This is a genomic window from Paenibacillus alginolyticus DSM 5050 = NBRC 15375, from assembly GCF_000422905.1.
Classification (GTDB): Bacteria; Bacillota; Bacilli; order Paenibacillales; family NBRC-103111; genus Paenibacillus_E; species Paenibacillus_E alginolyticus.
Genome location: NZ_AUGY01000010.1, coordinates 37,192 through 59,146, shown reverse-complemented (window position 1 = coordinate 59,146; position 21,955 = coordinate 37,192). Strand labels below are relative to the sequence as shown.

At 44.2% G+C, this 21,955-nt stretch carries 25 protein-coding genes; 7 read left to right on the top strand and 18 right to left on the bottom strand.

The genetic code is table 11. The features are described from left to right. Positions 1 to 69 precede the first annotated feature (69 nt). Both G519_RS51990 and G519_RS51985 read left to right on the top strand, forming a co-directional pair. Positions 70 to 444 (top strand): ABC transporter permease family protein, encoded by a 375-nt coding sequence (locus G519_RS51990; RefSeq protein WP_244280013.1) that lies wholly within the window; start codon positions 70 to 72, stop codon positions 442 to 444. A gap of 58 nt (positions 445 to 502) precedes the next feature. Then, the gene (locus G519_RS51985) at positions 503 to 736 is read left to right on the top strand and encodes a hypothetical protein (RefSeq protein ID WP_244280012.1); all 234 of its coding nucleotides are present in this window, start codon (positions 503 to 505) and stop codon (positions 734 to 736) included. 42 nt (positions 737 to 778) lie between these two features. Here G519_RS51985 and G519_RS49935 read toward each other — a convergent pair whose 3' ends face one another. The 5 genes from G519_RS49935 to G519_RS0104795 form a co-directional block, all read right to left on the bottom strand. Further along, positions 779 to 946 (bottom strand): hypothetical protein, encoded by a 168-nt coding sequence (locus G519_RS49935; RefSeq protein WP_154669537.1) that lies wholly within the window; start codon positions 944 to 946, stop codon positions 779 to 781. Positions 947 to 974: 28 nt separating this feature from the next. Then, the gene (locus G519_RS0104810; RefSeq protein ID WP_029193721.1) at positions 975 to 1,178 is read right to left on the bottom strand and encodes a hypothetical protein; all 204 of its coding nucleotides are present in this window, start codon (positions 1,176 to 1,178) and stop codon (positions 975 to 977) included. A 255-nt stretch (positions 1,179 to 1,433) separates the two neighbouring features. Next, positions 1,434 to 2,855 (bottom strand): NAD-dependent malic enzyme, encoded by a 1,422-nt coding sequence (locus tag G519_RS0104805; RefSeq protein WP_029193720.1) that lies wholly within the window; start codon positions 2,853 to 2,855, stop codon positions 1,434 to 1,436. A gap of 51 nt (positions 2,856 to 2,906) precedes the next feature. Further along, complete coding sequence (gene aspA, locus G519_RS0104800; RefSeq protein ID WP_029193719.1) at positions 2,907 to 4,331, bottom strand: aspartate ammonia-lyase; 1,425 nt, start codon at positions 4,329 to 4,331, stop codon at positions 2,907 to 2,909. 24 nt (positions 4,332 to 4,355) lie between these two features. Next, positions 4,356 to 5,621, bottom strand: a complete 1,266-nt coding sequence (locus G519_RS0104795; RefSeq protein ID WP_029193718.1) for a cation:dicarboxylate symporter family transporter — start codon at positions 5,619 to 5,621, stop codon at positions 4,356 to 4,358. Between the two features lie 265 nt (positions 5,622 to 5,886). Between G519_RS0104795 and G519_RS0104790 the strand changes: the two genes are divergently transcribed. Together G519_RS0104790 and G519_RS0104785 are read left to right on the top strand one after the other, a co-directional pair. Then, entirely contained in the window at positions 5,887 to 7,158 is a 1,272-nt protein-coding gene (locus G519_RS0104790) for a sensor histidine kinase (RefSeq protein ID WP_029193717.1), read from the top strand. Between the two features lie 4 nt (positions 7,159 to 7,162). After that, a complete protein-coding gene (locus G519_RS0104785) occupies positions 7,163 to 8,092 on the top strand; it encodes a response regulator (protein ID WP_029193716.1) in 930 nt (309 codons plus the stop codon). Positions 8,093 to 8,486: 394 nt separating this feature from the next. Here the strand turns inward: G519_RS0104785 and G519_RS0104780 are convergent, their stop codons facing one another. The 3 genes from G519_RS0104780 to G519_RS0104770 all read right to left on the bottom strand — a co-directional run bounded on the left by G519_RS0104780 (position 8,487) and on the right by G519_RS0104770 (position 11,299). Then, positions 8,487 to 9,437, bottom strand: a complete 951-nt coding sequence (locus tag G519_RS0104780) for an aldo/keto reductase (protein ID WP_036632054.1) — start codon at positions 9,435 to 9,437, stop codon at positions 8,487 to 8,489. A gap of 38 nt (positions 9,438 to 9,475) precedes the next feature. Continuing rightward, positions 9,476 to 9,793, bottom strand: a complete 318-nt coding sequence (locus G519_RS0104775; RefSeq protein ID WP_029193714.1) for an NIPSNAP family protein — start codon at positions 9,791 to 9,793, stop codon at positions 9,476 to 9,478. A gap of 288 nt (positions 9,794 to 10,081) precedes the next feature. Then, complete coding sequence (locus tag G519_RS0104770; protein WP_084160023.1) at positions 10,082 to 11,299, bottom strand: MFS transporter; 1,218 nt, start codon at positions 11,297 to 11,299, stop codon at positions 10,082 to 10,084. Here G519_RS0104770 and G519_RS51560 point away from each other — a divergent pair. Then, entirely contained in the window at positions 11,240 to 11,446 is a 207-nt protein-coding gene (locus G519_RS51560; RefSeq protein WP_127528314.1) for a hypothetical protein, read from the top strand. The genes G519_RS0104770 and G519_RS51560 overlap by 60 nt on opposite strands. Before the next feature lie 11 nt (positions 11,447 to 11,457). On the opposite strand, the gene G519_RS0104755 is transcribed toward G519_RS51560, so the two are convergent. The 8 genes from G519_RS0104755 to rpmF form a co-directional block, all read right to left on the bottom strand. Beyond that, positions 11,458 to 11,967 carry a DUF1572 family protein gene (locus G519_RS0104755; protein WP_029193712.1) on the bottom strand — a complete coding sequence of 170 codons (510 nt, stop codon included), beginning with the start codon at positions 11,965 to 11,967 and terminating at the stop codon, positions 11,458 to 11,460. 401 nt (positions 11,968 to 12,368) lie between these two features. Further along, positions 12,369 to 13,277 carry an SDR family oxidoreductase gene (locus G519_RS0104750; protein WP_029193711.1) on the bottom strand — a complete coding sequence of 303 codons (909 nt, stop codon included), beginning with the start codon at positions 13,275 to 13,277 and terminating at the stop codon, positions 12,369 to 12,371. A gap of 1,543 nt (positions 13,278 to 14,820) precedes the next feature. Next, positions 14,821 to 16,038, bottom strand: a complete 1,218-nt coding sequence (locus G519_RS0104740) for a M24 family metallopeptidase (protein ID WP_029193710.1) — start codon at positions 16,036 to 16,038, stop codon at positions 14,821 to 14,823. Positions 16,039 to 16,080: 42 nt separating this feature from the next. Beyond that, complete coding sequence (locus G519_RS0104735; protein WP_029193709.1) at positions 16,081 to 16,833, bottom strand: amino acid ABC transporter ATP-binding protein; 753 nt, start codon at positions 16,831 to 16,833, stop codon at positions 16,081 to 16,083. A 14-nt stretch (positions 16,834 to 16,847) separates the two neighbouring features. Then, positions 16,848 to 17,492 carry an amino acid ABC transporter permease gene (locus G519_RS0104730; protein ID WP_029193708.1) on the bottom strand — a complete coding sequence of 215 codons (645 nt, stop codon included), beginning with the start codon at positions 17,490 to 17,492 and terminating at the stop codon, positions 16,848 to 16,850. A gap of 93 nt (positions 17,493 to 17,585) precedes the next feature. Further along, on the bottom strand, positions 17,586 to 18,455 hold the full coding sequence (locus G519_RS0104725) for a transporter substrate-binding domain-containing protein (protein ID WP_029193707.1): 870 nt from the start codon (positions 18,453 to 18,455) through the stop codon (positions 17,586 to 17,588). A gap of 31 nt (positions 18,456 to 18,486) precedes the next feature. Continuing rightward, a complete protein-coding gene (locus G519_RS0104720; RefSeq protein WP_084160033.1) occupies positions 18,487 to 19,068 on the bottom strand; it encodes a TetR/AcrR family transcriptional regulator in 582 nt (193 codons plus the stop codon). Positions 19,069 to 19,352: 284 nt separating this feature from the next. Next, entirely contained in the window at positions 19,353 to 19,529 is a 177-nt protein-coding gene (gene rpmF, locus G519_RS0104715; protein ID WP_029193705.1) for a 50S ribosomal protein L32, read from the bottom strand. Between the two features lie 585 nt (positions 19,530 to 20,114). Between rpmF and G519_RS41715 the strand changes: the two genes are divergently transcribed. Continuing rightward, a complete protein-coding gene (locus G519_RS41715; RefSeq protein ID WP_036632053.1) occupies positions 20,115 to 20,342 on the top strand; it encodes a hypothetical protein in 228 nt (75 codons plus the stop codon). 481 nt (positions 20,343 to 20,823) lie between these two features. Continuing rightward, positions 20,824 to 20,985: a hypothetical protein gene (locus G519_RS49925; protein WP_154669536.1), complete on the top strand. Its 162-nt coding sequence runs from the start codon at positions 20,824 to 20,826 to the stop codon at positions 20,983 to 20,985. Positions 20,986 to 21,477: 492 nt separating this feature from the next. On the opposite strand, the gene G519_RS53460 is transcribed toward G519_RS49925, so the two are convergent. Together G519_RS53460 and G519_RS0104700 are read right to left on the bottom strand one after the other, a co-directional pair. Continuing rightward, positions 21,478 to 21,552: a YjcZ family sporulation protein gene (locus tag G519_RS53460; protein WP_409371987.1), complete on the bottom strand. Its 75-nt coding sequence runs from the start codon at positions 21,550 to 21,552 to the stop codon at positions 21,478 to 21,480. An 8-nt stretch (positions 21,553 to 21,560) separates the two neighbouring features. Then, positions 21,561 to 21,821: a hypothetical protein gene (locus tag G519_RS0104700; protein WP_154669535.1), complete on the bottom strand. Its 261-nt coding sequence runs from the start codon at positions 21,819 to 21,821 to the stop codon at positions 21,561 to 21,563. Between the last annotated feature and the right edge of the window lie 134 nt (positions 21,822 to 21,955).

Below are 21,955 nucleotides of genomic sequence, written 5' to 3'. Positions count from 1 at the left end.
TATAGCGACAGAGGCGGTTTTGTCCCCTTCGGATGAAATCGCCTTTGTCCTCACAATGAGGGAGTGGCCATGGGAACAGAATTCTACAAGCTTAGCAGCGGAGAAAAAACATTAAAAGTTGTCAATTTCCTTCTTATTTTTCTACTATGTCTGATGATCATCCTCCCCTTTCTTAACGTATTTGCTTTATCGTTCAACCCAGGTAAAGACGCCGAAAGAGGCGGCATTTTTTTCTGGCCGAGAATCTGGTCGCTTGAAAATTACCATGAAGTGTTTATCTCTTCCAACATCGGCTCGGCCTTTGCCGTCTCGGCATTCCGTACGATACTTGGCACGATCTCAGCTGTATTCCTGACTGCTATGGCCGCCTTTGCAGTGAAATCAAAGACTATGCCTGGCGTTAAATTCTTTACATTGGTTATATTCTTCACCAACGCTGTTTAACGCGGTCAACCATTGGAACGATTGGTTTACTGGAGCATTCTTTGTCCGAGATGCTGCTTTGCGGCCTTTATCCACAATTCTGCAGGAGATGCTGGCCTCGGCTGAAGCTATGCGAGATACGCTCAATCAGGCGGCGGGCACGAACTACGAGCTGCTGGATAAAATCCAGGTGACCGGAAATTCCTTGAAAATGGCCACCATTATAATCGTAGTAACTCCAATCGTGCTTATTTACCCGTTTGTTCAGAGATATTTCGCCAAAGGTGTAATGATTGGTTCATTGAAGGAGTAAGTCACTGGAAGGCGGTTATGCGGTATTCTTTCAGCCGGATCCTCATACCCCCTTCCACGGATATGGATTACCCGATAGAAAACGACGAACATCATCATCCAGCTTGATTTCCTTGGGTCGTTGGGTTATTCCCTTCTGATCTTTTGTTAGTTTCTCCGACATCGTTCCGTCATAGTAAATGGGATGCGTTTTGTCTTTTTCCACTTTCACAAAATTCACCGCCTTATTTTTTAAAATTTCATTTCACATAACATTGAGGTGGTGGAGATATAATGAATGTTGATTTGCTGCGGGAATATAGTCTGCCACCCACTAGGACACCCTTTTCATCGTAGCTCTCAATAAGTCCGCCGCCTATCCATTTCCATTCGGTCAAAACCATCACGTATTGTCCAAAGAGAATAGCGTTATCGAATTCACTGTCTTGTTGAAGCGTTTTCATGAAATCCTCCTAATGGCTCGGATTCCTTTCCTAAAAATGATTATGCTTTAGTATATTCCGAGAACTCCAGCTTATTAGCAACTCAGCCGTCTTTATCAATAAAAAAACGAACGGTTGCGAAGAAGTGACAAGCACATGATCTAATGAACTGTTACTACAACAAAAGACGGTTAGAGCTCAACAAAGGAGCTTGCCACGGCAAGCTCCTTTGTTGGATATTCTAGAGAATATCGAATTGTCTTTTATTTTTTGTATCTAATTGGATTCTCTCATGCTTTTTCGAGCAACCCCGGTACGGTAAGCCGCTTCAATAACTGCCTCTCTTACCTTTTCAACCACTTTCTGGTTAAATACACTAGGAATAATATAGGTTTCGTTCAATTCTTCATCCGTTACGACTGATGCAATCGCTTGTGCAGCCGCAAGCTTCATAGCTTCATTGATTTCGCTTGCCCTACAATCCAGTGCACCACGGAAAATGCCGGGGAAGCAAAGCACGTTGTTGATTTGATTTGGTTTATCAGACCTTCCAGTAGCCATGACCCTAACGTAAGGCTTGGCCTGCTCCGGATCGATCTCTGGAATCGGGTTGGCCATCGCAAAGACGATCGGATCTTTCGCCATGGACTGGACATCCTCCACCTTTAAAATATTCGGAGCCGAAACGCCGATAAAAACATCCGCATTCTTGATAACTTCGGACAAGCTGCCGACTTCCAAGTTCGGATTCGTCATCTTAGCAAACTCCGTCCAATGAGGGTTGTCGTAATGAGCATCCCGATGAATGGCGCCATAGCGGTCCACCCCGATCAAATTATGCACACCGGCGGCGAGCAGCATTTTAGAGCAAGCGATGCCCGCTGCGCCGATACCGTTCACAACAACCTTAATATCCGACATTTGCTTGCCGGTTATTTTGAGCGCATTCAACAAGCCGGCCAGAAGGACGACAGCCGTTCCGTGTTGGTCATCGTGAAACACCGGTATATCTAATTCCTTCTTCAAACGCTCCTCAATTTCGAAGCAGCGCGGTGATGAAATGTCCTCCAAATTAATGCCTCCGAATGCGGGAGCCATTGCTTTTACGATGCTTACAATTTCATCAGGGTCTTTCGTATCCAAGCAAATAGGAAATGCGTCCACACCTGCGAATTCTTTGAACAGCATGGCCTTGCCTTCCATCACCGGCATGGCCGCCATCGGTCCGATGTCGCCAAGCCCAAGGACAGCCGTTCCGTCCGACACCACCGCGATCATATTCCTTTTGATCGTTAATGAATAAGCCTTACTCGGCTGTTCCGCAATAGCTGTGCAGACTTTGGCGACACCTGGGGTGTATACCCGTGACAAATCGTCACGGTTTTTTACCGGAATTTTGGAGGCAATCTCGATTTTCCCTCCCAAGTGCACGAGGAAAGTACGGTCCGACACGTGAATCACCTTGACACCGCTTAGCTTCTGAAGCGATTCATCGATCTGTTGGCTATGAGCTTGATCTAATACATTGACGGTTATATCGCGGACAGTGTGGGTACGGCCAGAGGAGATAACATCAATTCCCACAATATCGCCGTTTGTCCCTTCAATGACTCCGGCGATATCGCCGAACGAGGTTAGTTCTTTATCGATTTGAAGCCGAAATATCATATAAGTACTGGCACTGCTTGACACTGACATTTTTTTGCACACACTCCCTATAATTTTGTGAAACGGATTCCGCAGTTCCTCTTAGTTCTTGTTCAATAACTCCGCTCCTGCGATACCCGGATTCGTCATTTCATAAGGATCGAGGATAATCTCGAGCTCCTCTTCCGTTAAGACATTATATAGAAGGCACAGCTCCCGAACCGGACGACCCGTCAGAATCGCTTCACGTGCGATCCTAGCTACGACTTCATAGCCCAGATGCGGGTTGAGCGCGGTAATGACCCCAACACTTTTCTCCACATACTCCTTGCAGCGCTCTACATTCGCTTCGATTTCTTCCAAACAATGCACACGGAAAACCTTGAAAACTTGATTCATCATGCTGAGCGATTGAAGTAAATTGAACACGAGCACAGGCTCCATCACGTTAAGCTCGAGCTGCCCCGCTTCAGAGGCAAGGCAAATCGTATGGTCATTTCCGATAACCTGGAAAGCTACCTGATTGACGACCTCAGCCATAACCGGATTTACCTTGCCCGGCATGATCGACGAGCCGGGTTGCCGTGCAGGCAGGTTCAGCTCTCCAAGCCCAGCACGCGGTCCGGATGCGAGCAATCGTAAGTCGTTGGCAATCTTCGACATGTTGATCATGCAAACTTTCAATGCAGCAGACACCTCGGTATAGGCATCTGTATTCTGAGTTGCGTCCACCAGGTGATCCGCATTGGTAAGCGGCAGCCCGCTAAGCTCAGCGAGCAATTCAACGACCCGCTTAATATAGCGGGGATCGGCATTCAAACCGGTTCCAACAGCAGTTGCCCCCATGTTGACTTCGTACAAATGGTCGCGGGTCTGCTTGATTCGCTTGATATCGCGTTCCAGTACCCGGCTGTAAGCCTCAAATTCCTGCCCGAGGCGGATCGGCACGCCATCCTGAAGATGAGTCCGCCCCATTTTGATAACCCCGTCGAATTGCACGGCTTTTTTGCGAAACGCGGCGAGCATCTCATCCATCGTCACGAGCAGCTTTTCAATTAATGAAAGTGTTGCAATATGAATCGCCGTCGGAAAAGCATCGTTGGTAGACTGGGCCATATTCACATGCGAGTTCGGACTTACTTTAAAATAATCGCCCTTGATTCCCCCGAGAATCTCGATTGCCCGGTTGGCGATGACCTCATTGGTATTCATATTGATGGACGTACCTGCTCCGCCTTGTATCGGATCGACGATAAATTGATCATGCCATTTACCATCCATTATTTCTTGTGCTGCTTGCACAACGGCATGCCCAATCTGCGGATTCAACTGCCTGATCTCCATGTTCGCTGCTGCAGCCGCGTGTTTCACAGTCGCCATCGCACGTATCAATTCTTCGTGAATGCGGTAGCCAGTAATCGGGAAATTTTCTACTGCGCGCATGGTTTGAATGCCGTAATAGGCGTCAGAAGGCACTTCCTTTGAACCTAGAAAATCTTTTTCCATCCTTTGTTGAGCTGTTGTCATGGTTATTTCCCCCTCGAAATTTTCTTACGCAGCCTTCTTGACCGACTCTAAATATTGCTTTCCTTTGCTTTTATCGTACTGACCTTCCCATTTGGCCATGACCACTGCAGCCATAGAATTACCAATTACGTTAACTACTGTACGTGCCATATCCAGAATACGGTCAATACCTGCGATAAAAGCAAGACCTTCGAGCGGAATCCCTACAGATCCAAGGGTAGCAAGCAGGACGACGAACGAAGCGCCTGGTACACCAGCAATTCCCTTTGAAGTGAGCATTAAGACAAGCATCAACATGATTTGAGAGCTAATCGACATATGGATCCCATACATTTGTGCGATAAATAATGCAGCTATCGCTTGATATAACGTGGAGCCATCCAAATTAAACGAATATCCTATTGGAACGACGAAGGATGTAATCGCCTTCGGTACGCCGAACTTCTCCATTTTTTCCATCATTTTTGGAAGTGCTGTTTCGGAGCTTGCTGTAGAGTAAGCTAGAATGAGTTCATCTTTTAAAATGCGGATAATTGCCCATAGGCTGGTACCGCAAAGCTTAGCAATCAAACCAAGCACGATAACTACAAATAGGAACATGCCGACATATACAGCAATCACTAATTTCCCCAAAGGAAGCAAAGAGCCGACACCGAATTTGGATACGGTTACACCAATCAAGCCGAAGACACCGATCGGCGCAAATTTCATAATTTGGTTCGTCACCCAAAACATCGATTCGGCAACGCCCTGGAAAAAAGATAAAACCGGCTTTCCTTTATCGCCAATCGCGGCAACGCCAAGGCCAAACAATACGGAGAAGAAAATGATGGCCAGCATGTCACCGGCTGCTAATGATTGGAAGATGTTATTCGGAACGATATTGACGAATGTATCGGCGAAGCTGTGACTGGTCACAGTTTTCGTCGCTTCGACATATTTCGTTATATCCGATTTAGCTAGTCCAGCCATATCGACTCCAGCTCCGGGATGAAAGACATTCGCAATGATCAAGCCGAAAATAATAGCAATCGTCGTTACGATTTCAAAATAAAGAAGCGTTTTACCTCCAAGTCTTCCAAGCTTTTTAATATCTCCAACTCCCGCTACTCCGACAATCAGCGAGGAAACGACAATGGGAACGACGATCATTTTAATCAGACGAATGAAAATGTCTCCTGCCGGTTTTAAATAACTTTCGATGGTTGGATTACCATAAAAAATAGCCCCGACAATAATCCCTAATAGTAGTCCAAATAAGATTTGAAAAGCCAAACCAAATTTTTTCATCATAATTCCCCTTTTCATAAAAATGTAAAGCGCTTTCTTTAGTGTGAAACTTAAAACGCCTTGAATGTGTTTATTGTACGGGGAATCTACAGCAATCTAGATGAATCTACATGTTGATCAAAAATTCTTTGGTCCATCCTCGTCGAATGGTTCATCTCGTTTTTTGGAATAATGAAGAATATGGCATATCTATGTCCATGGAGGAATCATACAAATGATGTCGAAAAACTGTTAAGCTGTTTAGAAAGGAGGCTGGAAAACCGCATTGAAAGAAAAATGGCTCCTTTTAATACTGATGGTCATTTCGGTTCCTATCGCGGGTGAATTGAATTTTTACCCGTTTCATACTGATTTTCGGGTAAGCTTGGGCACCCCTGCCTTTTTTCTTTTCCTACTCTGGATCCGTTCCCCTTCACCGCTTATTTCTGGGTTACTTGTCGGCAGCTCTGTAGCGATCTTTCGCATGGGACTTGAGATGGTACTCGAACCGCAATGGAACTGGGGAGCTGCTTTTCAGCATCACTATCCGGTATTCTTCTACTATTTGACCTATGCGATTGCCTTCGCGGCATTTCGAATGAACCGTCGTCATGACCGACCGCTACTGGTCGGAGCGCTAGGTGTGGCGTGTGAAATCGCTGCGACGTTGGCAGAGCTTTTGCTGCGTTATTCGGCATTAGAGCAAACGACCACTTTCGCAACCTGGAATCAGATTGTTCTCATTGCTTTTTTTCGAAGTTTTTTCGTGCTTGGTTTTTTCAATTTGGTCAAGTTGAGACAGTCGAAAGCGGCTGAAGAGCAGAAGCGTAAAGAAAACGAGAAGATGCTCCTGCTTATTTCTGGGCTTTACGAGGAAACCATTCAATTGAAGAAAACGCTGCACAACGCGGAAAATATCGCCCGTGACAGCTACGAGCTGTATCAATCGTTAAATGATGCTCAGCATGTTTTTCAGGAAGAATTGGCACAAAAAGCTCTCCGAATCGCCGGGCAGGTTCATGAGATCAAAAAGGACAATCAACGGATATATGCCGGTATATCCGGCTTAATATCGCACGATAGCGAATTTATGCCGATGGAAGAATTGGCCGATATCGTCCTGCGCTCCAATCAGAAGTATGCCCAATCACTTAGCAAGAAAATCGATTTCACGCTGCAAACCGAGGGTATCTTTCCTTTGTGTCATGTGTACACAACATTGTCTTTGCTCAATAACTTGGTTGCCAATGCTGTTGAAGCACTTGAGGAATTGGGCATTATTCGAATAGGGATTATACGTAAAATGGACGTTATCGTTTTCAGTGTTATTGATAATGGTCCGGGCATTAAGCCAAAATATCGGGAGAAAATCTTTATGCCCGGCTTTACGACCAAATTCGACCAAGCTGGCAATCCCTCGACGGGTATTGGTTTGGTTTATGTGAAGCAGGAAACAGAGCGACTGCTCGGAACCGTCCAAGTTCAAGCCAATAGCGAAGGCGCAGGCACTATTTTCACCATCACATTGCCGATTAGCCAAATAGGAAAGGGAGAGTAGCGCCATGCGTTTTTTTATTATCGATGACGATCCGGCTATCCGTTCCATGCTGGAACAAATTATCGAGGATGAGGATTTAGGAAGTGTGGTAGGCGAAGCTCCTGACGGGGCGGATGTTGATCTCACTTTGCTCGAACTCAAGCAAGTAGATATTGTGCTAATCGATTTACTAATGCCAGTTCGCGACGGCATAGAGACTGTTCGGAAGCTATCCGGAAGCTTCGAAGGGAAAATCATTATGATTTCTCAAATAGAGTCAAAGGAAATGATCGTCAAAGCTTATGCCTGCGGAATTGAATATTATATCACCAAGCCCATAAATCGTTTGGAAGTTATCGCTGTTATTCGCAAGGTTTCAGAATTGCTGCGCATGCACCAATCCCTTCGAAATATCCAAAAATCTCTCAGTGCTGTCGGCTTTAGCGGCGCATTAACGGAGAAAGAGCAGCCTTCCCATGAAAAAAATATCATCACTTGTGGAAATTATATGTTATCGGACCTTGGACTTATTGGAGAAGCCGGCAGCAAAGACTTACTAGAGATGCTCGATTATTTGTACCGTTATGAGGCGGATCATCCACAGGAACAGGGCTTTCCGCAGCTTCATGACATATACCATCATATCGCTTTTAAAAAATTAGGCCCCTCCGCTTCCGCTCTTGACTTAAAAAAAGAGATCAAAGCGGCTGAACAACGGGTGCGGCGAGCCATAAACCAAGCGCTAACCCACTTGGCATCCCTAGGATTAATTGATTATTCGAATCCCAAGTTCGAGCAGTACTCTACAAAGTTTTTTGACCTGAGCGATATTCGTAAAAAAATGAAAGAACTGGAGAATGAGGATTCTTCAGCTTTCGGCTTGATCCGGCAAAACACAAAGAAGTTTATTCAGGTGCTTTATTTAGAATCAAGAAAGTTAATGCAAAGTATGTAACACACTAGACGTAAATGTTTCAAACATTCGCTTGATTATCCGCATCTTGTTGCACGTTATACAACATTATGCAAGCTAATCCACGTTTTCCACGGAATTGTTGTACACCGTACAACTCTTCCCCAATTCAATTCACTAATTCGCATTATCAACGCACTTGAATCCCAGGCACGCGTTGTACGAATGGCCGGCGGCAGTCAACGTGAACGTACCTGCGAGCAGATTGCTTGAATAAATCATAGGATGAACTGTTGTATAATCAACAGCATTGAATATTATTGCCTTCAAAGGAGAATATTATATATACTTTAGAGACAAGTTAGTAAAAGCCTAAAGAAACCGGAACCCCTTATTTCCTTGGAGTTCCGGTCTTTTTATAGAAAAAAGTATCTAGCTATTCAACAGCTATTTTTCGTATTTCCGCAAGTGTAGCCTCATCCAACTTCAGACCGATGGCCGGCAGCACGCTTAAGATATGACTCGGCTTGCGAACGCCTACAAGCGCGCTGGTCAACGCAGGATGAGCGAGGTCATACGCGATGGCAAGTTGAGGCATGGTAATGCCGTATCGGCTCGCGATAACCTTCAGCTTCTCGACGCGGTCCACATTTTTCCTCAAACCCTCTCCGGTATGTGCAGCGTTGCGGGAGCGCCAATCGTCATCTGAAAATTTGGTATCATACGTATAATTTCCTGACAGGAGACCTGAGGTTAACGGGCTATAGGCGACGACACCGATTCCTTGTTCCAGACAGAATGGCAAGATCTCTTTCTCAACAGCAGGCCTCAGAATGGAATACGGCGGCTGAAGAGAATCAACATGTCTTACAGAAAGCGACGCTTCCAATAACGAAACATTGTAATTGCTTACGCCTACATAACGTACTTTGCCATCTTGCACGAGCTTATCCATGGCGCGCATAGTCTCTTCCGCAGGAGCATTCGCATCCGTATCCGGCCAGTGCATTTGATACAAATCAATATAATCGGTACCAAGACGACGCAGCGATTCTTCCGCTTCGCGAAGGATGGAATCGTAGGTTCCGTTCTTGGAAATGTGTTTGTTTTCGTCCCAAACCAGACCGCACTTGGTCGCCAACACTACTTTATCGCGATCACCCTTCAACACTTTCCCGATAACTTCCTCTGAATGGCCCAGACCATAGACGGCCGCAGTATCAAAAAAATTGATCCCGTTGTACAAAGCAACGCGCACGCTTTCGGCTGACAGCTCATCGTCTTGGTTGCCCCATGCGCTGGCCCAGCCTCCTCCTCCGATCGCCCAAGAGCCGAAACCAATAACTGAAATTTCAGGGCCATTCTTGCCAAGTTTACGATATTCCATGCGTATAACTCCTCCTGCTTCCACACCAATTTTTCTATCTATAGATTAAAATATTCCGCGCGTTTCATAAATATTTGCTCGATTCGTTCAACAATTTTTCCATCCAGCTCGGATCTTTGTTTCACTTCGTTCCATTCCTTGTCCTGCGAGAAAATTTCCCACTGTCTTGTCCGTTCTTCCATGCTTTCATATTTCATCGTGTAATACAGCTTGGGTTCTGCCTCCAAGTCCTCCCAGAAATCACACACCTGCATGCCGAGTCTGGCAAAAATACCAAGTGTATGAGCGGAAAAACGCTCTCGAATCGCATCGATTCTTCCAGGAAGTATCGTATAAATTCTCAATTCATAAATCATTCGTCATTCACCTCCGACATCTACCATTTTCAATTATAGTTAATCATCCCTAACATGAGAAGAAGTGAATAATTTTAAACTTAGTTACTTTAAGTTAACTGTAGGGCAAATAAGGACAATCCAACTGATACTCTAAGTTGAAATATCCTTATTTGAACTAGCTTTCTATCATCGGTTGCAAAGAGTACGAAAAGTTATATTGGGATTCATAATAAAATAAGCCGATAGCTCACATAAGAGTGAATTATTTCCCGAAAAATAATCTACCATAAATATACAATTCATGCGTCAAGACTGTCCTTGCAGTCTCCGATCCAGCATGCCCTGCACAAACCATGTATAAACGACGTACCCCGCCAGTATGGCAATTCCCGTAAGAATGAAGGGCAGCGAATAATGATTTCCAGCCAAAATATAGCCTGCCCAGTAAGAGGCGAACGTGTTGCCGATGCTGCGCGATACCGTCCGCATGACCGCGAACAAGTTGCGGTCTTCTTCAGCGACAGCCGACATGCATTCGCTGTCCATCAAGTTGTTTAACATCGTGAGGCCTGTCCCGCGAATGAGCAGCAGTATCGCAAATACGGAAGCTGGCATGGCGAGCGCCATCAACGCCACGACAAACATGTTATACAGAAATAGGAATACAAACGTCTTGCGGCTGCCCCATCGCTCTACAACGTACGGCATAACGATCGAGCCGATAAAGAAGAAAAATCCAGACAGCGCGAGCAAACCGGAGATATTACCGTCATCCATCTGAAATCGGAATTTGAGAATGACATTCAGGAACGGGCTAAGCATCCCGAACGTAAAGCCGGAGTTGAAAATAAGCAGCGAAAGCAGCAGCAGAAAATACATCACATGCCCTCTCTTCGGCCGTTCCGAAGATTTCGCTGGTTGAACCCCGCTGACCTCTGTTTGCGGAGCGTTACTCCCCCTTGCATGAGTAGACGGAAGCAGCAATCCACGTAATATGCCTGAGAGCGCTAAGCATCCGCCGGCAACGAAGAATGCAAACTGGTACAACGTAGTTTGCCCGGGCAGCCAGTCCGGCAGATAGCCGCCGAGCCATGTGCCGAAGCCAGTGAATAATGTAAATACGGCGAAAAGCAACGAATACGCACTCGTCTCTTCTTTCTTGCTGCGACAATATTGGAAGATTAACTGAATCTCAGAGTTCACGATCGCTGTAATGCCGAGCGACCAGATGAGCTGCGCAGCGGTAATCGTGCCAATGCTGGTTCCAAAACCGAAGAGCACGAGCGACATGAACGCTAGGAGCATGCCGGTTACGAGCATCGTTTTGCGTCCAACGCTCTTCACGATGAAACCTGCCAGCAAGCTGGCCAGGCCAATAGTAAGCGCCCCCAGCGACGTTATTCTACCGATGTCACTTTTGGAGAAGCCGAGTCCAAGAGATGTAAATTCAGGATGAGGCCGAAGATGCCTACTCCAATGCCAAACAAGCTTTCGGTCGCGATGAACCGCTTCACGCCGGGAGATAAATCACGAACTAAATTTACGGTATACGTCCACATGGATGCACCTTTCCTCTTGCTGTATATGTGCTTTATCTTACATGGCGGCGGCATCCGGTTCAATCTATTTCTCTTGAACGAGCCAGAAAGTAAAATTATTCCATATATTTAAACGTACTGATTTTAGTCGTATTGCCATACTAGTTGCCCTTTCCTCAATTTTGCTGCATAAATTATTTGTCCTGTATGATAATGTACCTCTCTCACCATCGCTATCATTAGGTTTAGAGCAGTTGTCTCATTATTTACTTGGCTATATGTAAGTGGTGGCAAATTGAGAAATGGTTGAGACAACAACAAGTCAGGATTTAATTTGAGGTGTTCAAGATATTGAATGAGTATGTTAAACGCTTCCTTAATCATATTCAAAGCTTGTTCTTTTGACAGTTCAAGTCCTCTTTCAAATTCTTTATCTCTATCTCTTGTGTCAGGAATATTGTAAAAGATGGTTTCGATCCGTGAATGAACTGCACCTCTAATATGAGCAACCAGATTCGCAATACTATTACTTTCTGGGGTTGGCGACCAAGTAATATCTTCATCTGACAGTTGTTCAATCGCTTGAAGAGTCCATTTCTTTTCAGACCTAAACTTAACTAACATGCTCTCAATTACTTCAAAGGCGATATCCATTAGAACACCTCTATTTTACTAGAATAATGTACATTTACTTAACTCTTGTTCCTATTAGCTGAGTAGTCTTTCCAAATAATAACATAATATATTGATTTCGGCAGCTAGGGAAAACTGCTCCTTTTGTAATAAATTGTGAAATGGTCTGCGCTGTCCATCTTCCCTTAGCGCCACCTATCCGAAAAAGCGGTCAACATGCATTAGAACACTCACTCCTTCAGTTCCCACGGCTATCAGGACAGTAAATAGATAATAAAAAAGAAACAAAGAAGGATACCCCCCTTTTCTAAGTACGTAATGAACCCTTGTCCACATGAAGAAGCAAAAGGAGCTGCAGCTGCAGCCCCTTCATCTTTTATATGCACTTATTCAACAAACCTAGTGTTTTGTTTTGCTTAAAATCAGGAGTAACGGATCAAACCTCCATTTACATGCATCACTTGACCTGTGACATACATGGATTCATTTGCTGCAAGGTATACGAACGCTGGTGCCACCTCGAAAGGTTGTGCTGCACGTCCGAACGGACTGTCAGTGCCTAGAGTAGCTACATGTTCCTTGGAGTAGGTACTAACATTGAGCGGCGTCCATGACGGACCAGGAGCGACCGCATTGACCCGAATACATTTGTCAGCCAAAGACAGAGCCATACTGCGAGTAAAACTGACTATTGCACCTTTAGTTGCAGAGTAATCTATGACGTCCTTGTCACCTTCGTAGGCGACCCTTGAAGTTGTATTGATGATGGCGCTGCCTTTTTCCAAATAAGGTAGAGCCGCTTTAGTCAAATAAAACAAGGGGAATATATTGGTTCGAAAAGTGTTTTCAAGTTGTTCATGGGAAATGTCCATGATACTGCTTGTAAAAGGTTGAACCGCAGCATTATTGATTAAGATGTCCAGTCTATTATAATGACTAAGCGTTTCAGCTATTATATCTGGCGAACTGGCTGGATCGCGAAGATCTCGTGCCAGAAGCAGACAGCGAGTGCCGAATTGCTCAACATACTTTTTGGTTTCTTCCGCATCAATATGTTCATTTAAATATACAATAGCCAGGTCGGCTCCTTCTTTAGCATAAGCGGCTGCAATTGCACGTCCAAAGCCGCTATCACCTCCAGTAATGATCGCAACCTTCCCTTTCAGCTTGCCGCTACCGACATACCCAGGGTAATCAAAAATGGGACGCGGCACCATGAGGTACTCCAGACCAGGGACTTGATCTTGATGCTGTGGCGGAAATGCTATAGGCTCCTGTACAAACTTGGTTTGATAACCAAGGAAGGGGTACACAGGATAGGAGGATTGCATAGTTTACCACCTCCGAAAATATGCATTTGTTTGTGCGAATAAGCCACATCTAAATCTATTCATGAGGTTTTTGAAATATGTTTATTTACAATCCATTTCTGGCCTTGTTCATGTCATCTATGTATAACATTCAGAAAACTATTAGTTAACGCAAATCCTATGTTCAGTTAATACGTTTATATTAATGCTATCGAAAGACACAACAACAATTCTTTTAAAAGAGGTGTGATCATTATGATAAGGATTTTAATAATAGCCGCAATGGGATTAAGTCTAGCTTCTTTAGTAGGATGCTCATTCCAAATTAACGGGAGGAATTCCTGTTAGATTTCGCTCCGTATCGAAACAAAAAAGAGGCTGCTCGCTAGGTTTTAACCTTTTGAGTCAGCCTACTTTTTTCAATTATCATTTTCGTCAAAGCTAAAATAATATTGCTAGTTATATACTGCACTGTTACCCTTGACGGCTTCAATTTCTTATTTGTTACTGATCGACCTCACAATATCCAAATTTATACATCGGTAAAAAAGAATGGTCATACTTAAAGTAAATAAATAAATTGGGAATGAGTAAAACAATGAATATCCATTCTTGTATGTGATCATTTTAAATACAACAGAAATCAGTTCAACTCCTATAGCTATTACAGCCCAAACGACTACATAAATTACGACTTTTTTTCGCTTTAATCCCAAACACTTCATAAAAATAAATAAAGAAATAGGAAAATGGAGCATAAAGAAAGTATGAAACAAAGTCAAACACGTCGTAGTGCGGTGAATCGTTTACATCATAAAAGTCAAACACCCCTCCTCCAAGCGTAAAATCCCAAAACTTCGCCACAGAGAATCCCCACAAAAAGAGCAGAAAGGTAACTTCTGCTTTTAGTTTACTTGGCAGAAAGTACGAGAAAGTATATGTACAAATTATACCAATGGTAATAAACCACTCATTCCTATCAAAATGTTCGTATGGTGACAGATTCATTGAGAACCCCATACTTGTTCTCGTCCAAAAGTATGGCGATTCCAAGCAAGCGACAAGTGTGCAATAACCAATAAAATAAGGTAACAAATAGCCGAGTAGCTTAAATACCAATTGACATATGTAATGATTTTATAATGAACGAGTAACGATTCAAGCAAAAGGAGCAATATTACATGTCCCGAACATACAAATGCTTTACTAAAAGGTGATCGGCAAGAAAGGAGCAAACTAAGAAAAAATAATACTTCAAAGGGAACTATAAGACTACGATATAATAAAAATGTCAAATATTCAGGTATCTTTTGAAATATTACGATCAACTTCATCTCTTCCGCCATGATCCACGTAGCATCAATGATGGAACGGTTGGATGGAGCAACAACACTATAGAGATAAGAATAGTTTCTAAAAAATAATCATTCCATGTTGAATATAAAAAAAGAGCAGACAGCCATACCGTCTGCTCTTTTTTGAGTTTTTAACTAACCATACAAGTCATTTATCTTTTTAAAACCATCCAAATCAAGAAAAACAAAGCTCCTCCGGTTCTTATAGGTTAAAGCGAAATAAGATCCGTAGTTAGCCGATTAAGCCGCTCACAGCCATTATCTGTGACAAGGACCATATCCTCAATCATGATCGAGCCTAAACCATGGCCATAGTATGGCGTCTCCAAACAAATCACCATGCCTGGACGAAACACTGTTTCCTCGGATGGACTAATGAAAGGCGCTTCTTCTGCGGCGAGGCTTAGACCTGCGCTGTGGCCAAGATGGCCGCGGTTGTAATTGGTAAGTCCTGAGGAGCGAATCTGATTCATGCCCTCCTCAAAGGCCGTCTTCATCGTCATCCCTGGCTCAATGATCTGCAGAAGACGGTCGTGTCCTACCCTTAGTGCGTCGTAAATTCGCTTCACCATATCCGAAGGAGGACCCAGCACGAAGGTGCGGGCGATGTCGGAGCCATATCCGGCCACTTCTACACCCACGTCAAATTTAATCAAATCCCCCAGCTCACTTGGACGTGTGTCAAATACATGTGCAGGAGCAAAATTGGCTCCTACGGAAACCATATGAAACCGTGCGGTCGAACCACCCGGATATCTCATCAAGGCCTTGCGGAAGGTTTCAACGATCTCCGTGGCGGAGATGCCTACCTCAATTTCACGTATCGTGGAAATGATGCCCTCCTCCGCATAATAGCAAGCCTTGCGCAGCTGTTCGATCTCCCACGGGGTTTTTATCGCACGCAGCTTGGTAAATATCGAGCTCGCTTCCACCAACTCGGATATTCCGGGGCAGGCTTTCCTTAACGCCAAGACTGACGGGTAGCGCATCGAGCTTAGCTCGACAGCGACTTTCCCATTGGAAGCTCCATACTCTGCGAGCACCTGACCCAGCACGCCGAACATTTCCTCCGCTTGGGGGGAGACCGGCCGCTTTCCTTGGAATTTGGAACCGATCAGACCCATCGGGTCATCAACATCCACCCAGGTGGGATATGTTCGTACTTCATACTCTGGAAGATGGTTCGCGACACCGGCTGCTTCAAAATCATTCATGATCAAGACCGTCTTACGCGCAGGATCCCGAAACAGGATAACGAGGGCAACTTCACTCATGCGCAGAGTATACATGAATGCACTTTGGTAACCGGAAAGGTAATAAAAGTTTTCACAGCTGGAGGAAACTAGAGCTTCGATTTGTTCGTTCTCCATGATCAATCTGGCTCGCTCTGAAATGGTTTCTAAATGATCTTGATCAATGTGGACCATGGGTCTCAACTCCTTCGGATTAGGCAGTCCTATCTCCGTATGCTAAACAGGCTCCTGAGCCATCTGCCGCAAAAATTTGCGCGCCCGCTCGGTTTGCGGCTGGACAAAAAATTGCTCCGGGGCACCTTCCTCCTGAATGACGCCTTCACTCATAAAGATAACCCGATTTGCGACCTCTTGCGCAAATTTCATTTCATGCGTGACCACAATCATCGTCATTCCCTCGTTAGCCAGCTGCCTCATCACCGACAAAACTTCGCCGGTTAATTCCGGATCAAGTGCCGAGGTCGGCTCGTCAAACAACATAATTTGCGGCTGCATCGCCAGTGCACGGGCAATCGCAACACGCTGCTGCTGACCGCCGGAGAGCCGCGAAGGATATTCATGCTTCTTCTCAGCCAAGCCCACTTTATCGAGTAATGACTCAGCCAGCTCGATCGCCTGCTCCTTAGGCATGTTTTTCACGGTCACTGGAGCCGTGATCACATTTTCCAAGACGGTCAAGTGCGGGAATAGATTAAAAGATTGAAAAACCATACCAGTTAAATTACGAAGTTCCCGGATGGCTTTTTTCCTCGTCGGTGCATTCATCGAGTCATCCCATAGGATGTTATCCACTCGAATCGACCCCGCATTTGGCTCTTCAAGACCGTTCAGACATCGCAGCAATGTGCTTTTTCCTGAACCACTAGGACCTAAGAGGACCACAATTTCTTGTTGATTAATGCGGAGGTTAATATCCTGCAGCACAGTCAAAGCATCGAATCGTTTACTAAGATGGTTAACTTCTATCAAGCCCACTCACACCCTTAATAAGCCTTTGATAATTTCTTCTCGATTCGGTTAAGAATATGAGAGAAGGACATGCTCATTATCCAGTACATGAGAGCAATGGAAATGTAAAAAGGCATAGCAACATAATATTGCGCAATCAGCAGTTGGGCCGAACGCAGCAGCTCCGTTACTGTCACAATGGAAACGAGCGAAGTCTCTTTCAGCATGCCTATGAATGTATTGCCCATAGGGGGAATCGCCACTCTGGCTGCCTGCGGAAGAATAATCTTGCGCATCGTTTGCCAAGGGGACATGTTTAGAGATAAAGCGGCTTCCGTTTGACCCTTAGGCACAGATAGGATCGCGCCCCGAAATGTCTCGGATAAATAGGCTCCGATATTGATGCTAAGCGAAATATAGGCCGCTGTGAGCGGCCCAAATGTAATACCGTAATCAGGTAAACCATAATAAATAATGAAGATTTGTACAATAATCGGGGTTCCGCGGATGATGGACACATACCCTCTGGCCAAATTGCTGATCAGCCGATTTCCTTTTAACCGGGCGATGGCAACGAGCAAAGCGATAAAAAATCCAAAGAACATCGAGACGATTGTGATAAGCAGGGTATAATATGCGCCTTTGAAAAGAAAGCCTAAGTTATCTAAAACGAGTTCCATTCGTGCGGCCTCCTAAATTCACCCCACAAAGTGACGTGTTGCTTCGAAGCTTAGTCCGATTACTTTGCGGGGTCCCCGATATATTCCAATTGCTTAAAAGTTCGGATCGACACCAAACCATTTTTGGTGAATTTCTTTCAGCGTTCCGTCGGTTTTCATTTCGCTTAAAGCTTTATTGATGGCTTCCACCAGCTCCGGATTGTTTTTGCGGGTAGCTATTCCTGCGAAATCTTCCTTGATCGGCGCACCGACCGCTTTAATATTAAACTTGTTTTTATCCACAAGTGGCTTCAGGGCAAAGATATTGTTGATGGTCGCGTCAATTCTTCCAACATTCAGGTCCATCAAGGATGAAATGACATCGTTGTACGTGGCGATTTCAAAATTCCCGACCTTCGGCATAGCCACATCACGCAAATATTTCTCATCATTCGTACCAAGACCGACACCGATTTTCTTGCCTTTGAAATCCTCAAGCGCCTTGATCGTGCTGTTATCGTTCTTGACTATGACATTAACCGAGTTCTTAATATAAGGATTGGAGAAATCCATTGTTTTCTTGCGGTCATCGGTAATGGTCACCTGGCTAATCAATACGTCGTATTTATCTTTTTGCAAACCTTCAATCAAGCCCGAAAATTCACCGGTAATGAATTCCGCTTGTACACCAAGCTTCTTAGCAACATTCTTAGCGATGTCGGCATCGTAGCCGTCTACTTCTTTCTTGTCATTCAAAAAGTTGTAGGGCGCGTAGGTTCCCATCAAACCGACTTTGATTTTGCCGTTTTTCTTGATTTGCTCCAGCAGGTTTGCTGAAGCCGGAGACACTGCAGGTGTGTTTTTAGAATCGGTTGCGGGACTTGCCGCTGGCTGTTGGGTTGTTTTTCCGCACCCGACTAACGCTAGACCGACGATAGTAAGTAATGATGCTGCTTTGAATAATGGTTTAACCTTGAATTTCATTATGATACACCCCTATTTGATATTTTATTTGCTACCCTAACAATCCCCGGAATTCGAACCGTGCCGTTTCCTCAGCTATTTCTGATGGCCTGTATGCCGATTTGTAATCAACATCGTGCATAGGTCCGAACAACCACTTGGTAAGGACGCCCGTAATTAAAGAGACGAGTATGTTTACACGAAGTGAAACATCCGTGAAATGCGGAAGCATGTCCAGCTCGATGGCTCGGTTTACATTGTTCTTGAAGGCTTCCTCGAATGCGATCCACGTTCCCGAAACAGCTTCCCGGATCAAGGGATCTGCGCCCTGGCCTTTGATAAGTAAAATAGCCATCAAATTCCGGTTATGATCAGCGAACTCGAACAAATCCGTCAACAATCTTGCAGACGAGCTGACCATATCATCTACAGATCCTGCATGCTTGCGATAGCCTTGTTCAATCACTTGTGTTAGCTTCTCTTTACCGTTCTCGATCAAGCGGACCGCAAGCTGCTCTTTACCTTCAAAATACCAGTAAAACGTTCCCTGCGACACGCCGGCTGCTTTGACAACGTCAGAAATCTTCGTATTGTGATACCCTTTGCGTGCAAATAGCTCTAGTGCTGAATTCATCAGAACCTGCTCACGCTGCTGTTCTTCATTCATTAACGATACCAGTTTCATGAGCTCCTTCCCATTAACTGACGAGTCAGTTAAGTCAATTCCGATGGGTTTACTATAGTATAACGAACACCTATAGTCAAGTCATAAATGTATTCTCTATCTAGCAAGCTCAAAAAGACTACAATCACCATTTCCTCCTTAGGTGAATGTAGTCTTCTTTATATTATTTACAAATACAAAAATGACACTCTAATTTTTAGAAATTAGAAGTGTCATTTAAGATGCAATTCATATTATTGAGCTTTTACAATCTCTCTACCCTTATATGAACCGCAGTTTTTGCAAACATGATGTGCCATTTTTAATTCTGCACATTGTTCACACTTCACCATTCCTGGCACAGCCAGTTTAAAGTGAGTACGGCGCTTATCGCGACGTGTTTTGGACGTTCTCCTTTGAGGAACAGCCATATTCAAAACACCTCCTGTTACTTTCATAAATCAACAAGAGATATCATAGCTTTCTTGATATACTTTGTCAATGTTAAATAGAATTTTATGTAAGCGAGTTTCAAAGGACATCCGTTGGATTGTAAAAAACATGAGAAAAAACGGCCCGTATTCGCATCTATTTCGTGATAGGGCCGTTTTTGTTTTTCTAGATTTTTTGTGTTGGATGAAGGAAATTTAAATGACAAAAGCTGTTGTGATGATTACCAAAAGAATAAAAAGAACCAAAACAATTGCTACTGTGTGGCTAAAACCATAACCTACTCCGCTCATATAATTCATTCCCTTCCGATTGATTTTTAACTACGTTATAAATATACGCACGGTACATATTGCTTGCTTGGACGTATGTCATTGGGTGGCAACTGCCGAGGAAAATCGCATAAGTCTCGACATTTTTCCATCCTCTTTGAACCGCAAGGAGATGCGCGGCTTCTTCTTCCGCTTGTGCCCATTTATTAGCCCATTTATATTAGGCAAGCATCCTCATTGCTCATTCATACATACGTTGTTATTGTTAACTGAGATTTAGGAGGAGATTATTAAATGGCATACGTAAATCCTTATCAACAACACCAAATGTATACACACCATCATGGGGGCCATCACCCTATGCATCATCATCCAATGTACCACCATGGATATCAGGAAGGGTATCATCACGGGTATATGCACGGATACTACCATGCACACGGCCAACATTATGGACACATGCCTGGGCATCGTGAACCCTTGAACGCAACGAACGCATTTATTCCAACGGAGTTAGATTAACATCACTTGGTAAGAACAAAGAGAAAAACGGCCCGTGATCGCTGTTCGCGATTGGGCCGTTTTTGTTTTACTAGATTTTTTGTGTTGGATGAAGGAAATTTAAATGACAAAAGCTGTTGTGATAATTACCAAAAGAATAAAAAGAACCAAAACAATTGCTACTGTGTGGCTAAGACCATAACCTACTCCGCTCATATAATTCATTCCCTTCCATTGATTTTTAACTACGTTATAAATATACGCACGGTACATAGTGCTTGCTTGGACGTATGTCATTGGGAGGTAAATGTCGAGGGAAAGCACATAAGTCTCACGATATTTTTCCGTCCTCTTTGATCTGTAAGGCGGTGCACGGCTTCTTCCTCGGCTTATGCCCATTTATCCGGCCATTTAGATTAGGCAAGCATCCTCATTGCTCATTCACACATACGTTGTTATTGTTAACTGAGATCATACACACCATCATGGGGGCCATCACCCTATGCATCATCATCCAATGTACCACCATGGCTATCAGGATGGGTATCATCAAGGGTATATGCATGGATATTACCATGCTCATGGCCACCATTATGGACACATGCCTGGGCATCGTGAACCCGTGAACGCAACGAATGCATTTATTCCAACGGAGTTAGATTAACATCATTTGATAAGTACAATAAAAAAGTGGTCAAATCCACTGGATTATAGGTCGGCACGAAAGCGAAACTCTGTGGAGTGATTTCGAACAGTTAGGCTGCAAATCTGAGGATCGCGGGGAACGAGGTGCCGTTATTTCGGTGATTATGTCGATGCGGAACCCGCACGCGGAACGGGCCCTATTTTGCCGTTTTACCGGTTTTTACACCTCGAAAGCGGGAAATAGCTGCTCCTCGTTCCGCGAAAACGTGAATTACGCGGTTTTGAGCAAAAATAAAGCTTCTACGTTCCGCTAAAATCTGGTGATGCCGGTACGTGTTGAGTTTGGGAAACAGCTATAAGAGAATATGTTCACAGGTGGATGAACAATTATTGCCTTCCACAGATCGGCATCTATCATAATTTCCTATACAACGAGAAAAACGGCCCGTGATCGCTGTTCGCGATTGAGCCGTTTTTGTTTACTAGATTTTTTGTGTTGGATAAAGAGAATTTAAATGACAAAAGCTGTTGTGACGATTACCAAAAGAATAAAAAGAACCAATACAATTGCTACGGTGCTACCCATTCCATAACCTACACCACAACCTGCTCCATAACCAACTGCTCCCATGTGTACTCATTCCCTTCAAGTGATTTTTCACTTACGGTATAAATATATGCTCGGTACAGAATGCTTGATTGGACGTATGCCATTGTGAGGCAAGCACTGATGGATTGATTAATTGTCGGAAAGTTGCGGACAACACTTGTCCACGCGTTAAGAAAAAATGGGTTCTGAAATGGGTTTCGACCTAGTGCGAAACCATCAATTTGACCGTATATTGATATTGCCATCTGCGGCATAACTCATTCTTTACCTCGTTTTAAACACCTCATCTTTATGGCGAGGTGTTTATTTTATTTGCTAAGAAGAGCTTGCCGCATTGAGATGAACGCGCAGCTGAGTGCCAACGGCATTTAAAGCACGC

Bases quoted from the DNA above. Each gene is read 5' to 3' on its own strand.
- G519_RS51990 (WP_244280013.1), top strand. From the start codon at position 70: ATGGGAACAGAATTCTACAAGCTTAGCAGCGGAGAAAAAACATTAAAA.
- G519_RS0104810 (WP_029193721.1), bottom strand. From the start codon at position 1,178: ATGAAAACGCTTCAACAAGACAGTGAATTCGATAACGCTATTCTCTTT.
- G519_RS0104805 (WP_029193720.1), bottom strand. From the start codon at position 2,855: ATGTCAGTGTCAAGCAGTGCCAGTACTTATATGATATTTCGGCTTCAA.
- aspA (WP_029193719.1), bottom strand. From the start codon at position 4,331: ATGACAACAGCTCAACAAAGGATGGAAAAAGATTTTCTAGGTTCAAAG.
- G519_RS0104795 (WP_029193718.1), bottom strand. From the start codon at position 5,621: ATGAAAAAATTTGGTTTGGCTTTTCAAATCTTATTTGGACTACTATTA.
- G519_RS0104785 (WP_029193716.1), top strand. From the start codon at position 7,163: ATGCGTTTTTTTATTATCGATGACGATCCGGCTATCCGTTCCATGCTG.
- G519_RS0104780 (WP_036632054.1), bottom strand. From the start codon at position 9,437: ATGGAATATCGTAAACTTGGCAAGAATGGCCCTGAAATTTCAGTTATT.
- G519_RS0104775 (WP_029193714.1), bottom strand. From the start codon at position 9,793: ATGATTTATGAATTGAGAATTTATACGATACTTCCTGGAAGAATCGAT.
- G519_RS51560 (WP_127528314.1), top strand. From the start codon at position 11,240: ATGCCTACTCCAATGCCAAACAAGCTTTCGGTCGCGATGAACCGCTTC.
- G519_RS0104755 (WP_029193712.1), bottom strand. From the start codon at position 11,967: ATGGATATCGCCTTTGAAGTAATTGAGAGCATGTTAGTTAAGTTTAGG.
- G519_RS0104750 (WP_029193711.1), bottom strand. From the start codon at position 13,277: ATGCAATCCTCCTATCCTGTGTACCCCTTCCTTGGTTATCAAACCAAG.
- G519_RS0104740 (WP_029193710.1), bottom strand. From the start codon at position 16,038: ATGGTCCACATTGATCAAGATCATTTAGAAACCATTTCAGAGCGAGCC.
- G519_RS0104730 (WP_029193708.1), bottom strand. From the start codon at position 17,492: ATGGAACTCGTTTTAGATAACTTAGGCTTTCTTTTCAAAGGCGCATAT.
- G519_RS0104725 (WP_029193707.1), bottom strand. From the start codon at position 18,455: ATGAAATTCAAGGTTAAACCATTATTCAAAGCAGCATCATTACTTACT.
- G519_RS0104720 (WP_084160033.1), bottom strand. From the start codon at position 19,068: ATGAATTCAGCACTAGAGCTATTTGCACGCAAAGGGTATCACAATACG.
- rpmF (WP_029193705.1), bottom strand. From the start codon at position 19,529: ATGGCTGTTCCTCAAAGGAGAACGTCCAAAACACGTCGCGATAAGCGC.
- G519_RS41715 (WP_036632053.1), top strand. From the start codon at position 20,115: ATGGCATACGTAAATCCTTATCAACAACACCAAATGTATACACACCAT.
- G519_RS49925 (WP_154669536.1), top strand. From the start codon at position 20,824: ATGCATCATCATCCAATGTACCACCATGGCTATCAGGATGGGTATCAT.
- G519_RS0104700 (WP_154669535.1), bottom strand. From the start codon at position 21,821: ATGGCAATATCAATATACGGTCAAATTGATGGTTTCGCACTAGGTCGA.